The following is a 14,280-nucleotide window of genomic DNA, read 5'->3' on the forward strand; positions in this document are numbered from 1 at the left end:
GCCTCACGACCACCGGCAGCGTCACCGTCAACGCCGGGATGCCGACACGTTCGGGAACGCGTACGGCGAGAAGGGCGCCACACTGCGGTGCATACGCGTCGGAGCACCCCAGGACTCCGGTGGCAGATGCGAATCGGGGTCTCCGCTGCCGGTGTTCGCGGCGGCCGTCAACACGATGACCAGGGCCGCGATCTCCTCATCGGTGGGCGAGCCCTTGATCACCGTCACGAAGGGTTCGGAGGCGGTGGCACCCGGTTCCGCACCCGGCAACAGCGTGGTGTCCGCGTCCGCGAGGGCGGCCTCGGCGGCGGAACCGTTGACCGACGACCTCTCGGCCGTCGTGTCCGAACCGTTCTCCGTGCGCTCTTCAGTGAAAGCGGTCATAGGGGGATGTTCCCATGCTTCTTGGGCGGGAGGGTGACCATTTTGCGTTCGAGGAGGCGCAGGGCGGCCACGATCTGTCCGCGGGTGTGGGAGGGCGGGATGACGGCGTCGACGTAGCCGCGTTCGGCGGCGACGTAGGGGTTGACGAGGGTGTCTTCGTATTCGCGTTGCAGTTGCAGGCGCAGCGCGTCGACGTCGTCACCGTTCTTGGCGGCCTCGAGGAGGCGTTTGCGGTAGACGAACCCGACGGCGCCGGAGGCGCCCATGACGGCGATCTGGGCGGTGGGCCAGGCCAGGTTGACGTCGGCGCCCATGTGTTTGGAGCCCATCACGTCGTAGGCGCCGCCGTAGGCCTTGCGGGTGATCACGGTGATCTTCCCGACGGTGGCCTCGCCGTAGGCGTAGAGCAGTTTCGCGCCGCGGCGGATGATGCCGCCGTATTCCTGGTCGGTGCCGGGCAGGAAGCCCGGGACGTCGACGAGGGTGATGATCGGGACGTTGAACGCGTCGCAGGTGCGCACGAAGCGGGCGGCTTTTTCGGAGGCGTCGATGTCGAGGCAGCCGGCGAAGACGGTGGGCTGGTTCGCGACGATCCCGACGCTGCGGCCGTCGACGCGGCCGAAGCCGACGACGATGTTGCCGGCGCGTTCGGCCTGGACCTCGAGGAATTCGTCGTCGTCGAGGATCCGGCGGATCACCTCGTGCATGTCGTAGGGCTGGTTCGCCGAGTCCGGGATCAGGGTGTCGAGTTCGAGGTCCTCGTCGGTGAGGAAGTCTTCGATGGCGCCGGGGATCGGGTCGGTGGGCTGGGTGCGGGGGGCGGCGGCCTGGTTGTTGCTGGGCAGGTAGGACAGCAGGTCCTTGACGTAGTCGAGGGCGTCCTGTTCGCCGGAGGCGACGTAGTGGGCGACGCCGGATTTGACCATGTGGGTGTGCGCGCCACCCAAATCTTCCATGGTGACGTCTTCGCCGGTGACGGTTTTGATGACGTCGGGGCCGGTGACGAACATCTGGGAGGTTTGATCGACCATCACGACGAAGTCGGTGAGGGCGGGGGAGTAGACGTGGCCGCCGGCGGCGGGGCCCATGATCAGCGAGATCTGTGGGATGACGCCGGAGGCCTGGACGTTGCGGTGGAAGATTTCGCCGTACAACCCGAGGGAGACGACGCCTTCCTGGATGCGGGCGCCGGCGCCTTCGTTGATGCCGATCAGGGGGCGGCCGGTCTTGAGGGCGAGGTCCATGACCTTGACGATTTTTTCGCCGTAGATTTCGCCGAGGGAGCCGCCGAAGACGGTGGCGTCCTGGGAGAAGACGCACACGTCGCGGCCGTCGATGGTGCCGTAGCCGGTGACGACGCCGTCGCCGACGGGGCGGTTGTCGGCGAGGCCGAAGTTCACGCTGCGGTGGCGGGCGAGGGCGTCGAGTTCGACGAAGCTGCCCTCGTCCAACAATGCGGTGATGCGTTCGCGGGCGGTGAGCTTGCCCTTGGCGTGGACCTTCTCGACCGCTGCTTCACCGCTGGGGTGCTGCGCCTCGGCCTGACGATTACGCAGGTCGGCGAGCTTTCCCGCGGTCGTGTGAATATCGGGCGTGCTCGCCGACTCCGGCGCGCTCGGCTCCTGAACAGTGGTCATGACAGGTCAGCTTAACGAGAGTGGCGGGGCCGTGGCCAAGGGAGGTGGGCGTCCGAACGCGGCTACTGACCAGTACATTTTCCGGCCCACCATAGGCTGGAGAAATGTGGACTGATCTGAACCGACCCCCGCTCGACGCCGACGCACTGCGTAAAGCCCTCGTCCGCGGCGACGACGAAGGATCCGCCGGCGGCGATCCGCGCGCGTTCTGGTCGCGGCTGGACGTCGTGCAGGAGACCGGTTCCACCAACGCGGACCTCCTTTCGCGGGCTGCTCACGCGGACTGTGACCGGCACGTCCTGCTGGCCGAATTTCAGGGGAGCGGGCGTGGGCGCCACTCGCGCGCCTGGGTCAGTCCACCACAGGCGCAGATCGCCGTCTCCGCGCTGCTGACGATGCCCGGCATGAGCGTCGGCGACATGGGCTGGCTGCCGTTGCTGACCGGAGTTGCGGTGGTCGACGCGGTGCGCGCCGTCGCGAAGGTGCCCGCCGAGTTGAAGTGGCCGAACGACGTGCTGATCGACGGCCGCAAGGTGGCCGGAATTCTTGCCGAAGTGGCCACCACGACGCCTGATCCGGCGGTCGTCGTCGGAATCGGGATCAACGTCACCCTCGCCCGGGACGAGCTGCCCGTTCCACACGCGACGTCGTTGATGCTCGAAGGCGCGGAGGTCACCGACCGGAACACACTCGTGCGAGCGGTGCTGCGCGCCATCGCGGGTCGGTGGCAGCAATGGCACGACACGAACTGGGACGTCACCGATCTCGCGGACGCCTACCGTGCCCGCTGCGGCACACTCGGTCAGCGGGTGCGCGCCGAATTGCCCGGCGGCACCGAACTTCTCGGGATCGCGACGGACATCGACACCGAAGGGCGGGTGGTGATCGCGCCGGACGGCCGAGCCGACACGGTAGCGGTCTCCGCGGGCGACATTACACATTTGCGTCCGGTGCGCAAGGAGTGATGCCACACTGTGGTATATGAGTACCTCGACTCCCAAATCGGCCGACCTCACCGTTCGGCGCACAATGACCGGTCTCACCGTGGTACTCGGACTGCTGACACTGGGTCTCGGGGTCGCGGTGCTGGTTTGGCCGGACGTCACGCTCACGGTGGTCGCCGTCCTCATCGCCATCCAGTTCTTCGGTTTCGGTCTGGTTCAGATCATCCGGGCGTTCGCCGACGTCGACGCGGGCGGGGCCGCTCGAACGCTCGTCGGCGTATCCGGCGCGCTCGCAATACTTCTGGCGTTCCTGGTGCTGCGGAGCCCGCTCCAGACGGTGGTGATCATCGCCCTCGTCGTCGGTGCGTGGTGGGTGTTCCGTGGTGTGCTCGAGATCGTCGAGGGCGCATCGGGAACTGCCGCGGACCGTGGGCTGAGCATCGTGCTCGGCGTCATCAGCGTCGTGGCCGGAGCGATCGTACTGCTGCAACCCGAACTCTCGCTCGAGGTATTCGTCATCGTCGTCGGAGTATGGATGGTGCTGTACGGCATCGTCATCGTCATTACCCCGATCGTGCTGAGCCGTATGCGGTGAGGGCAGACTCTTCCGTATGGGATACCCCGAGGACGCCCTCGCCGACGACGAGGAACTCTTACTCCATCGTCATCCGCACTGGAAGATGTTGCTGCTGCCCGCCGTCACCCTGGTAGCGGCAACGGCTGTTGCAGGATTCGCGCTCGGCTTCGCCGGGAACAAACTCGACGGGTCGTCGCTGAACGTCGCAATGATCGTCGTGGCCGCGCTCTGGCTCGCGGTCGTGATCTGGCGATGCCTGGCGCCGTTCCTCAGCTGGAAGTCCACACACTTCATCGCCACCGACCGTCGGGTACTCATCCGGCACGGCGTGCTGACCCACACAGGCATCGACATTCCGATGGGACGAATCAGCAACGTCCAGTTCAGGCACGGCCTGCTCGACCGGATGCTGCGTACCGGCACACTGGTCATCGTCTCGTCCTCCGACGATCCCCTCGAGTTCGACGACATTCCCGACGTGCAGCGTGTCCACTCGCTCCTGTACCACCAGGTGTTCGATGCGATGGATCTGCACCGTGGTCGCGAGCGCGAAGACCCCCGCGGGGACGTCGATCCCGGCAAAGGCTGGTAACCGGTCACAGCTGTTCGCGCATCTCCGTACCCTGTGTAGGTGACCGCCGTATTGCTTGCCGAAGATGACGAAGCCATTGCCGCCCCGCTGTCGCGGGCACTGGGTCGGGAGGGATACGACGTCACCATCGAGCACACGGGGCCGGCGGCGTTGGAACAGGCGCTCGACGGTGCGTACGACCTCTTGATCCTCGACCTCGGACTACCGGGAATGGACGGTCTCGAGGTCTGCCGGCAAGTCCGCGCCCACAGTTCCGACCTGGCGGTGCTCATGCTCACCGCCCGCACCGACGAAGTGGATTTCGTCGTCGGTCTCGACGCCGGCGCCGATGACTATGTCGGCAAGCCGTTTCGGCTGGCTGAGCTGATGGCGCGGGTCCGCGCCCTCCTGCGTCGCCGCGGCGGCGGCGAGGATTCCGTCGTCGAGGTCGGGGGCATCCGTCTCGAACCGGCCGCCCGGCGAGTAATGGTGAACGGCGCCGAAATCGCGCTGGCCAACAAGGAGTACGAACTGCTTCGGGTCCTGCTCGAGCATGCGGGACAGGTGGTCTCGCGCGACACCATCCTGGCGGAGGTGTGGGGCGACGTCGAGCTGCGAGGGTCCAAGACGCTGGACATGCACATGTCGTGGCTGCGCCGAAAGATCGGTGACGAGGGGCCCGCCGCCGAACGTCGGATCGCGACGGTCCGCGGCGTCGGTTTCCGGATCAACACCGACTAGGCCGGTTCGTGCGCCGCAGAATTCTCCAGTCGATCCTCGCTGTCGTCATCCTCACGGCGTTACTGCTCGGTGTCCCGCTGATCTACACCGCCTGGTTGTGGGTCGAGGACTTCACCCGCAGTGACCTCCAAATCCGCCTCGACCGGATGGCGACGGAAATCATCGCTCAAGAAGGTGCGGACGGTGTCGTGGAGGGGGCCCTCGACATTGATTCGCTGCGTCTTCTGACCCCGTCGGACGGCCGGTTGGTGGTGGTATATCCGACCCCCGACGACGGTGCCGCCCGCGTCGATATCGGGGAACCCGTCGTCCCCTCACCGTTGGTCGAGTCGCTGGCGATGGGCACGTCCGGTTCCCTGCGCCTCGAGGTGCCGTCCGACGAGATGCGCACTCAGCAACGCCAGGCGGTGGGCGCCGTGGCGCTGCTGGTCCTGGTGTCGGTCGCAGCGGGAACCGTGGTCGCGGTCGTCACGGCCAACCGGCTCGCCGATCCGCTGCGGGACGTGGCCGGCCGCGCTGCCCGTCTCGCCGAGGGCGATTTTCGCCCGGACAGTCGTCGCCACGGCATTCCCGAACTGGACAGGGTGTCCGATGTCCTCGATTCCGCCACCGTCGAGATCGCCGGCAGGCTGCAGCGTGAGCACGCCCTCGTCGCCGATGTGTCGCACCAGTTGCGTAGCCGCCTGACCGCTGTGCGCCTGCGCCTCGACGAACTGTCGGAGCACTCCGACCCCGCTGTCGTGGTCGAGGCGGACGAGGCGATGGCGCAGGTGGACCGCCTCACCGTCGCGATCGACGAACTGGTGCGCTCCTCGCGTAACAGCGGTACCGAAAACCATGTGTCCGTGATCCGGGAACTCGGCGTCGTCATCGCCGACTGGAAGCGGCCTTTCGAGGATGCCTCCCGCGACCTGGTGCTGCGCGGTGATGCCACGGTGATGGCGTCGACCACGGGCTCACGGCTGCGTGAGGCCGTCGCGGTTCTCGTCGACAACGCCCTCATGCACGGCGCCGGTACCTGCACTGTCGCGGTGCGGCTGATTCACGGGCAGACGCTCAGGGCGGCGGGTCCGGATGCTTCCATCCGCGAAGCGACGGTGTGCGTGGAGGTCTCCGACGAAGGCGACGGGGTGAGCAACGACCTCGCGCCGCACATCTTCGACCGCGGGTTCTCCGGGGCCGGATCCACCGGTGTCGGGCTCGCGCTGGCCAGGGCGCTGATAGAGGCCGACGGGGGCCGGCTCGAGTTGCAGCGGCGCCGGCCGGCGTTGTTCGCGATCTTCGTCCCGGTCGCGCGGGAGCACGTGCCGACCCGGGTAGCCGGGATCAGGGAGCCACGGTAGGAGCGCTCCCTCGGCTCACGCGTGGCCGATTTCTTCCTCGGCGGCCTCGTCGACCAGATCTGGATCGATGCGGACGGTCTGTTCCGGGAAGGCGAACCGGCGCAGCGCCCAGAACCGGAAGACCATCTGCAGAAGATTCCCGATGATGTAGTTGAGCACGAAGTCGACGATCACCAGAGTGGTGAGATTTTCCTGGTTTGCACGGATATCGAAGACGTTGTTGGCGGTCCACAAGGGTGCAGCGGCGATGAGAACTCCGATGCCGCTGATGGTGAAGAACAGCAACGCCTCGTGGTGGCGCTCGCGTCCACCGCGATTCTTGAAGGACCATTCGCGGTTGAGGATGTAGCTCAGCACTGTCGCCAGGACGCCGGAAAGAACCTTCGCGACGACCGGCTTCTCTTCCAGGATCGTGAGGCTGAGCGAGTAGAAGATAGCCAGGTCGAAGACCATGGTGGTGCCGCCGACGATGGCGAACTTGATCAGCTCGTGATGCCGCAACGCGAGAGCCCGGAAGGGCTGGGGTACGCGTGCAAGGACACCATCGACGAATGACACAACGGAGAAGTTTACGAAAGCAGGACGCAATACCACTAACTGGCGGTGAAATCATCAGGAGAATCACAGAAACTGGCGTGCTACCACCTCGGCGCGGGGACCCGGCAACGGACGTGACAAACTTATGACCCGTGACCGGCAACTCTGACTCCTCACCGCGTCCCACGACCCCCCGCGATCTGCACGCCGGGCAACCCGTCGTGACGATGATCGGCGGTGGCCAACTCGCGCGGATGACGCACCAGGCCGCGATTGCGCTCGGGCAGACGCTGCGCGTGCTCTCGGGTGCACTCGACGAACCTGCCGCACAGGTGAGCCCCGACGTCGTTCTCGGCAGCCACACCGACCTGAACGCGCTGCGTGAGGCGGCAGTCGGTTCGCATGCGCTGACCTTCGACCACGAGCACGTCCCGACCGAGCACCTCGACGTCCTCGTCGCCGAGGGCGTCAATGTGCAGCCGCCGCCGCAGGCTCTGGTGTATGCGCAGGACAAGCTGGCGATGCGTCGCAAGCTCGGCGAGCTCGGTGCGCCCGTCCCGGCCTTCGCCGAAGTGACATGGGCCGAGGACGTCGTGAAGTTCGGCGCGCAGCACGGATGGCCGCTGGTGATCAAGGCCGTCCGCGGCGGATACGACGGCCGGGGTGTCTGGATCACCGACGATTCGGACGAAGCCGAGCGCATCGTCACGCAGCAACTCGACAACGGTGTCGCCCTCCTAGTGGAGGAGAAGGTCGACATGCGCCGCGAGCTGTCGGCGATGGTGGCACGGTCACCGTTCGGCCAGGGAGCCACGTGGCCGGTCGTGGAAACCGTTCAGCGGCACGGCCAGTGCGCCGTCGTCCTGGCTCCGGCTCCGCAGCTGCCCCAGTCCCTCGCCGCAGAGGCAGAGGGACTGGCGTTGCGGCTCGCCTCCGAACTCGGTGTGGTGGGCGCCATGGCGGTAGAGCTCTTCGAAACCTCCGACGGCACCCTCGTGGTCAACGAACTGGCGATGCGCCCGCACAACTCGGGCCACTGGACCATGGACGGCGCCCGCACCTCGCAGTTCGAGCAGCATCTGCGTGCCGTCCTCGACTACCCCCTCGGTGATACCGCGCCGATCGCGCCGCTCACCGTCATGGCGAACGTCCTCGGGGCGCCCACCGCTCCGGAGATGAGCATGGACGAACGGGTCCACCACCTGTTTGCGCGGATGCCCGACGCCAAGGTGCACCTCTACGGCAAGGGCGAACGCAAGGACCGGAAGATCGGCCACGTCAACATCGTGGGCGGCCCCGGGTCCGTCGACGACCCCGAGTACGTGGCCGCGGTGCGTGAGCGGGCCGAGCGGGCGGCGCATTGGCTTTCACACGCGGAATGGACCGACGGATGGGATGTACACGGTGAGTGAATCGGCAGCACAGCAGGGCGCGCAGGTCGGGCTCATCATGGGCAGCGACTCCGACTGGCCCACCATGGAAGCCGCCGCCGAGGCCCTCGCGGAGTTCGGTGTCCGGTTCGAGGTCGGTGTGGTGTCCGCCCACCGCACACCGCAGCGGATGCTCGACTACGCGAAGTCCGCCGCCGGTCGCGGCATCAAGGTGATCATCGCCGGCGCCGGCGGCGCGGCCCATCTGCCCGGCATGGTCGCCTCGGCCACCCCACTGCCCGTCATCGGTGTGCCCGTTCCGCTGAAGTACCTCGACGGCATGGATTCCCTGCTCTCGATCGTGCAGATGCCTGCGGGCGTTCCCGTCGCGACGGTCTCCATCGGCGGAGCCCGTAATGCGGGTCTGCTCGCCGTCCGCATCCTCGGTGCCGCCGACCCCACCCTGCAACGGCAGATGGCCGCGTTCCAGGACGGGCTCGAATCGATGGTGCTCGACAAGGACAAGGCCCTGCGCGAGAAGCTCCTCGGCTGAGTTCGTCTGCACTCCGGTACCGAGCCGCAAGCACCTATCCTCCACGAATGAGACGCAGTCGTGGGATCGCGGTCATCCGTGCGTCACGGGGTAATGCACAGTCGGTGGCGATCACCCGCTTGGCGTTGGTGTATGGGCGGGCGTGGGGTGGACGGATTGCCTTCGACGACGAGTTCGGCATCTTCGTGTGCAGCGGCATGAGGGGCGGCTTCGCGCGTGGGGGCACCACCATCGGTGGCGCGTTCCTCACAGGCCGGATGCCGGCGCGACCGCTACTGCGACACGAGTCGGTGCATGCCGACCAGTGGGCGACGTACGGGTGGACCTTCGCGCTGCGGTACCTGTTCGAGGAGTTACGGCACCCCGGGAGGCGCAACAGATTCGAGATCGCCGCGGGACTGGCGGACGGTGGCTACCGCGTCAGCTGACGCGTGATTTTCTCGGTATCGATCCGCCGCGCGTGAGCCGACGGGTTGGCGTTTGCAACCTGCACCAGCGACGCGCCGGCCGCGAAGACGGCGATCAGCCCGGCGATCAGTGCATCGGGCGAATCCCAATCGGCATCGGACGACACCCGATCCGTCGACGTGATTCCCTGCGCTTCGGCCGACGCTCGTGCGGCCTCGAGAACATCGTCCACGCCGGCCCCGGCGAGCGCCGGTCCGGCGACGGTCGGCCGGAACTGGTCGCCGTGGACGCGGACGGAGGTGGCGTAGTCGGTAATGCCGACCGGGAGATCGGGGACGGGGCGTCCGAATGCGTCGAGAGAGAGCACCGCGACCTCAGGTACGTCGTCGACGTCGTCGAGACGGTCCACCGAGACAAGTGCGACTTCCGCCCGCTCGTCGGGCTCGAGGACGACCTCGGCCCCAGCCCACCAGGCACCGAGGAGGACTGCGGCGGTCTGCCAGTGCGCGGGCAGCAGCACGCACACCCGTGCTCCCGGTTCGAGGGCGAACTCGTCCCGCAGCAGATTGGCGGTCTTCGCCGCCCAGTTGGTCAGGGTGAGCGCGGAGAGTTCGACCCGTTCGCCGGTGGCGTCGTCGTAGAACGTCACTCGTGGGCCCGCCGGGTCGCTCGCCAGGATGGGGTCGAGAAGGGCATCGGTCAGCGTGCGGGAGGCATGGTTCATGGACACAGCTCGTTTCTCGTTCTCTAGTTCACGCAGCGCGGGCCGGAGGAGCCGGCGTCGATGGGCGGGCCGGACGGTGCCGGAGTGGGCGAGGTGCCTGCCGCGGAGGACGTGCCGGCGGTCTCGGTCGTTCCGCTCGTGGAGGTGGTCTCCGCGGAGGTCGGGCCGTCGTAGTCGTCGGACAGCACCACGCGAACCGAGCCTTCGGGCAGAGACGAATCGGTGTCGGTGGGCAGCCCACCGAGTGCCGATGCAACCGCCTTGGCGCTGTCGTCGTCCGCGGAGTGGGCGAAGACCGTGGTGGAACTCACCGAGGTGCCGGTGTAGTTACCCACCTCACCCTGTGCGTAGCCCAGCGCGGTGAGCGCATCGGAGACACCGGTGGCGAGGCCCCCGATGTCGCTGGCGTTCGCGACATCCACGGTGACACTGGACGTGTCGATGTTCGGTGTGGTGGTGGACGTGTCGTCCGAGTCGCTCGGTTCATCACCGACGAGACCCGCCACATACTTCTTCACGGCCTTCGGATCGACCTCGACGATGGACTCGCCGTAGTCGGTCATGCCGTTGAGATCGGCCACCGGAATGGTGTCGAACTGCACCTTGCCACCGGCCAGGTCCTGGAGTTGGGTGGCGAATTCGATGATGTCCCAGTCGTCGTCGAGTACGACCGAACGCTGGACCGCAGCGCTCAGTTCGTTCAGCTTGCCCGGATCGCTGAGAGTTTTCGCGGACAGAACCTTGCCGACGAGCGACGCCATGAACACCTGCTGGCGCACGATGCGGTCGAGATCACCACGGGGGAGGTCGTGGCGTTGCCGGACGAAGCTCAACGCGTCGGCGCCCTTCAGCGACTGCTCACCAGCGGGGAAATGTGCCCCGGACAGGTCCTCGTCCACCGGCTCGTTGAGGCACACGTCGACGCCGCCCACCGCGTTGGTCAGGAGGACGAATCCGAGCAACCCGACTTCGGCATAGTGGTCGACGGTGATACCGGTCAATTCCGCGACCGATTTGATGAGTGCCTCCCGGCCGGACTCCGTCGACTGCTCCTCGGCCTCCTCATCGGTCGCGCCGCCCTCGACGAGCTTCAACCGCTCCGTTTCTTTGGTGGCGCCGTATGCCGCATTGATCTTGGATTTGCCGATTCCCGGAACGTTGACGTAGGAGTCGCGGGGGATGGAGATGGCGGTGGCGGAACTGCCGTCGTTCGGTACGCGGATCAGGACAATGGTGTCGGTATTGGACGCCACCTCCTCGCCGGCCCGCAGCGAATCGAGTTCCTCCTGGGACAGCGGGTTGCCGTGCGCATCGGTGCGGCTGTCCGTACCCACCATGAGGATGTCGACGGCGCCGTCGGCGCTTCCGCCGAGTCCGAGACCGCCCGCCGTCGCCAGATTGTTCCGCAACGAATCGATGCTCCGCCACGCGAAGCCCGTGACGACGAGTGCGAGCACCGACAGCACGGCCGCCGCGATGTGGACGGGATGCCGGCGCGTCCTCGGGGGGTCGCCCGGAACGGGTTGCTCGTGTGACACGCAAACCAGGCTACTGGTCGGCGCGTTCGGAGTCGGGACGCGGCGATCGGCGTGCCAGACTGACCGCGTGACGGAAATACTGGTGACCGGTGCCCGGGGACAACTGGGCAGACACCTTGTCCGATACGCGGAGGCGGCAGGAATCGCGGTGCGCGGCGTGGGATCGGATGAACTCGACATCACCGACCGCGGCGCCGTGGACGCGCAGGTGGAGAGCGGATCGGTCGTGATCAACTGCGCTGCGTACACCGCAGTGGACGCCGCCGAATCCGACGAGGCGACGGCACTCGCCGTCAACGAGCGAGGCCCGGCGAATCTCGCGGCGGCGTGTGCCCGTGCGGGTGCCCGGCTGGTGCACGTCTCCACCGACTACGTGTTCGCCGGCCAGGCGGACACGCCGTACGAGGTGGATTCGCCGACCGGGCCGGCGACAGCGTATGGGCGCACCAAACTGGCGGGTGAGCGCGCTGTACACGCAGCGCTTCCCACCGCCCACGTCGTGCGGACCGCGTGGGTCTACAGCGGTGCGGGTTCCGATTTCGTGGCCACCATGCTGCGCCTCGAGCGTGAGCGCGACACGATCGACGTGGTGAACGATCAGGTGGGTTCGCCCACCTTCGCCGGGGACCTCGCGGCTGCCCTCCTGGAACTGGTGCTCCGCACCGATGTCACGGTCCCGGTGCTGCATGCCACCAACGCGGGGAAGGCCAGCTGGTACGACCTCGCCCGGGCGGTTTTCGAGGAGGCAGGGGCCGACCCGGAGCGGGTTCGTCCATGCTCGAGTGCGCAGTTCGTGCGCCCCGCCCCGCGCCCGGCGTTCTCTGTTCTTTCACAGAACGCCTGGGTAGGCGCAGGGCTCACTCCTATGCGGCCGTGGCGTGACGCCTTGCGCGCAGCGCTGACAACGGTCGTGTGAGGCAGAGCGCGCCGGAACGGCTACGCTTGCCCGCGTGAGTTCGAAGCTGGCCGTGGTGACGGTGACCTATTCGCCAGGCGAGCATCTGGAGCATTTCCTGGACACTCTCGCCGAGGCGACGAAAGAAGAGCCGCAGGTCGTGATGGCCGATAACGGTTCGACGGACGGCGCTCCCGAGGCTGCGGACAAGGCGTACGACCATGTGCGCCTGTTACGCACCGGCGGGAACATCGGTTACGGCGGTGCCGTCAACCGGGCTGTGGCGGAGATCGACGAAGAGATCGAGTTCGTCGTCGTGGCCAATCCGGATGTTCGGTGGGCGCCCGGATCGATCGACGTTCTTCTCGCGGCTGCGGAGCGGTGGCCACGGGCGGGAGCCCTCGGTCCCCTCGTGCTCGAACCCGACGGAAGCGTGTATCCCTCGGCGCGCCAGGTGCCCGACCTGGTGTCGGGGGCAGGCCACGCGGTCCTGGGCACAGTGTGGCCGTCCAATCCGTGGACCGCCGGTTACCGTCAGGAGAACGAGTCGATCAGCGAGCGCGCGGTCGGCTGGTTGTCCGGTTCATGCCTGCTGATGCGCCGGGCGGCATTCGATTCGATCAACGGTTTCGACGCCCGCTACTTCATGTACATGGAGGATGTCGATCTCGGTGACCGGTTGGGCAAGGCGGGATGGCTCAACGTCTACGTCCCGTCCGCCGAGGTCACGCACGCCAAGGGGCATGCAGCCGGGAAGCATCCCGAATTGATGTTGCCCGCCCATCACCAGAGTGCCTACCGCTTCCAGGCAGACCGGCACCCGCACTGGTGGCAGGCGCCGTTGCGGTGGGCCCTCCGCGGAGGATTGGCGGTGCGGTCGAGGTTGGCGGTGGCCGCGGCAGTGCGCGAACGACACAAGAATGACCAACGAGGGGGCGACGTCCGATGACAGGTGAACAGAAGACCGATGCGGTGGTGTTGGTGGGGGGCCAGGGCACTCGTCTTCGCCCACTGACGTTGTCGGCGCCCAAGCCGATGCTGCCGACGGCAGGTCTGCCGTTCCTCACCCACCTGCTCGCGCGTATCGCGGCGGCGGGAATCAACCACGTCGTCCTGGGCACGTCCTTCAAAGCGGAGGTGTTCGAGGAGTACTTCGGTGACGGGTCGAAGCTGGGTCTCGAGATCGACTACGTCACGGAGACCGAGCCGCTCGGAACCGGCGGCGGCATCCGCAACGTGCTTCCGAAACTGCGCGGTGAGAACACCATGGTGTTCAACGGTGACGTGCTCGGTGGCACCGACCTCGGTGGGATCCTCGACACACACCGAACCACCGAAGCCGACGTCACACTGCACCTCGTGCGGGTGGGCGATCCGCGGGCGTTCGGTTGCGTTCCCACCGACGCGGACGGACGCGTCACCGCATTCCTGGAGAAGACTCAGGACCCGCCGACAGACCAGATCAACGCTGGCTGCTACGTGTTCAAGCGCGACATCATCGAACAGATCCCATCCGGACGACCCGTGTCGGTGGAGCGCGAGGTCTTCCCGGCTCTCCTTGCGGAGGGCGCCCGGGTCTACGGGCACGTGGACTCGTCGTACTGGCGTGACATGGGCACTCCGGAGGACTTCGTCCGCGGCTCGGCGGACCTCGTCCGGGGCATTGCCCCCTCGCCCGCACTCGACGGGCCCCGCGGCGAATCCCTGGTGCACCCCGGAGCGGGTGTCGCCCCGGGTGCCTTGCTGATCGGCGGCACCGTGGTCGGCCGAGGGGCCGAGGTCGGGGCGGGTGCACGCCTCGACGGCGCCGTGCTGTTCGACGGTGCGGTCGTCGAGGCAGGGGCGACCGTGGAACGGTCCATCATCGGTTTCGGTGCGCGCATCGGTCCGCGGGCTCTGGTCCGCGATGCGGTGATCGGCGACGGAGCCGACATCGGTGCCCGGTGTGAGCTGTTGCGTGGGGCCCGGGTGTGGCCGGGTGTGACGCTTCCGGACGGCGGAGTGCGGTTCAGCACCGACGTGTGAAAGGCCTAGGCACACAGGACTACTGCGCCACCT

16 protein-coding genes are annotated in these 14,280 nt (G+C 67.2%); 11 read left to right on the forward strand and 5 right to left on the reverse strand.

Going from position 1 to position 14,280, the window contains the following annotated elements:
* Nucleotides 1–27: 27 nt before the first annotated feature.
* Together JQT59_RS18445 and JQT59_RS18450 are read right to left on the reverse strand one after the other, a co-directional pair.
* The gene (locus tag JQT59_RS18445) at nt 28–384 is read right to left on the reverse strand and encodes an acyl-CoA carboxylase subunit epsilon (RefSeq protein ID WP_213577267.1); all 357 of its coding nucleotides are present in this window, start codon (nt 382–384) and stop codon (nt 28–30) included.
* On the reverse strand, nt 381–2,021 hold the full coding sequence (locus JQT59_RS18450) for an acyl-CoA carboxylase subunit beta (protein ID WP_213577268.1): 1,641 nt from the start codon (nt 2,019–2,021) through the stop codon (nt 381–383). Before JQT59_RS18450 ends, JQT59_RS18445 begins: the two co-directional genes overlap by 4 nt.
* Before the next feature lie 104 nt (nt 2,022–2,125).
* Between JQT59_RS18450 and JQT59_RS18455 the strand changes: the two genes are divergently transcribed.
* The 5 genes from JQT59_RS18455 to JQT59_RS18475 are packed head-to-tail and all read left to right on the forward strand — an operon-like array spanning nt 2,126 to nt 6,197.
* Nucleotides 2,126–2,986, forward strand: coding sequence for a biotin--[acetyl-CoA-carboxylase] ligase (locus JQT59_RS18455; protein WP_213577269.1), 861 nt, complete (start codon nt 2,126–2,128; stop codon nt 2,984–2,986).
* Between the two features lie 16 nt (nt 2,987–3,002).
* Complete coding sequence (locus JQT59_RS18460) at nt 3,003–3,560, forward strand: HdeD family acid-resistance protein (RefSeq protein ID WP_213577270.1); 558 nt, start codon at nt 3,003–3,005, stop codon at nt 3,558–3,560.
* 16 nt (nt 3,561–3,576) lie between these two features.
* Entirely contained in the window at nt 3,577–4,134 is a 558-nt protein-coding gene (locus JQT59_RS18465; RefSeq protein ID WP_213577271.1) for a PH domain-containing protein, read from the forward strand.
* Between the two features lie 39 nt (nt 4,135–4,173).
* The gene (locus tag JQT59_RS18470; RefSeq protein ID WP_109331309.1) at nt 4,174–4,854 is read left to right on the forward strand and encodes a response regulator transcription factor; all 681 of its coding nucleotides are present in this window, start codon (nt 4,174–4,176) and stop codon (nt 4,852–4,854) included.
* An 8-nt stretch (nt 4,855–4,862) separates the two neighbouring features.
* Entirely contained in the window at nt 4,863–6,197 is a 1,335-nt protein-coding gene (locus JQT59_RS18475; protein ID WP_213577272.1) for a sensor histidine kinase, read from the forward strand.
* Between the two features lie 15 nt (nt 6,198–6,212).
* Here the strand turns inward: JQT59_RS18475 and JQT59_RS18480 are convergent, their stop codons facing one another.
* The gene (locus JQT59_RS18480) at nt 6,213–6,755 is read right to left on the reverse strand and encodes a GtrA family protein (protein WP_109331307.1); all 543 of its coding nucleotides are present in this window, start codon (nt 6,753–6,755) and stop codon (nt 6,213–6,215) included.
* A gap of 131 nt (nt 6,756–6,886) precedes the next feature.
* On the opposite strand from JQT59_RS18480, the gene JQT59_RS18485 reads away from it, so the two are divergent.
* Genes JQT59_RS18485 through JQT59_RS18495 form a run of 3 tightly spaced genes read left to right on the forward strand, consistent with a single transcriptional unit; the run spans nt 6,887 to nt 9,085 of the window.
* A complete protein-coding gene (locus JQT59_RS18485) occupies nt 6,887–8,146 on the forward strand; it encodes a 5-(carboxyamino)imidazole ribonucleotide synthase (RefSeq protein ID WP_213577273.1) in 1,260 nt (419 codons plus the stop codon).
* Nucleotides 8,130–8,657, forward strand: coding sequence for a 5-(carboxyamino)imidazole ribonucleotide mutase (purE, locus tag JQT59_RS18490; RefSeq protein ID WP_109331293.1), 528 nt, complete (start codon nt 8,130–8,132; stop codon nt 8,655–8,657). Before JQT59_RS18485 ends, purE begins: the two co-directional genes overlap by 17 nt.
* Before the next feature lie 47 nt (nt 8,658–8,704).
* Nucleotides 8,705–9,085, forward strand: a complete 381-nt coding sequence (locus JQT59_RS18495) for a hypothetical protein (RefSeq protein ID WP_213577274.1) — start codon at nt 8,705–8,707, stop codon at nt 9,083–9,085.
* Here the strand turns inward: JQT59_RS18495 and JQT59_RS18500 are convergent.
* Nucleotides 9,070–9,789: a TIGR03089 family protein gene (locus JQT59_RS18500; protein ID WP_213577275.1), complete on the reverse strand. Its 720-nt coding sequence runs from the start codon at nt 9,787–9,789 to the stop codon at nt 9,070–9,072. The genes JQT59_RS18495 and JQT59_RS18500 overlap by 16 nt on opposite strands.
* 23 nt (nt 9,790–9,812) lie before the next feature.
* A complete protein-coding gene (locus JQT59_RS18505) occupies nt 9,813–11,327 on the reverse strand; it encodes an LCP family protein (protein ID WP_213577276.1) in 1,515 nt (504 codons plus the stop codon).
* Between the two features lie 67 nt (nt 11,328–11,394).
* Here JQT59_RS18505 and rfbD point away from each other — a divergent pair, with 67 nt between their 5' ends.
* Genes rfbD through manB form a run of 3 tightly spaced genes read left to right on the forward strand, consistent with a single transcriptional unit; the run spans nt 11,395 to nt 14,247 of the window.
* A complete protein-coding gene (gene rfbD / locus JQT59_RS18510; protein ID WP_213577277.1) occupies nt 11,395–12,243 on the forward strand; it encodes a dTDP-4-dehydrorhamnose reductase in 849 nt (282 codons plus the stop codon).
* A gap of 34 nt (nt 12,244–12,277) precedes the next feature.
* Complete coding sequence (locus tag JQT59_RS18515; RefSeq protein WP_213577278.1) at nt 12,278–13,171, forward strand: glycosyltransferase family 2 protein; 894 nt, start codon at nt 12,278–12,280, stop codon at nt 13,169–13,171.
* On the forward strand, nt 13,168–14,247 hold the full coding sequence (gene manB, locus JQT59_RS18520) for a mannose-1-phosphate guanylyltransferase (RefSeq protein WP_213577279.1): 1,080 nt from the start codon (nt 13,168–13,170) through the stop codon (nt 14,245–14,247). Before JQT59_RS18515 ends, manB begins: the two co-directional genes overlap by 4 nt.
* Nucleotides 14,248–14,280: the final 33 nt, after the last annotated feature.

Origin of the sequence: Rhodococcus sp. USK13 (genome assembly GCF_018343855.1) — a bacterium.
Lineage (GTDB): Bacteria > Actinomycetota > Actinomycetes > Mycobacteriales > Mycobacteriaceae > Rhodococcus_F > Rhodococcus_F oxybenzonivorans.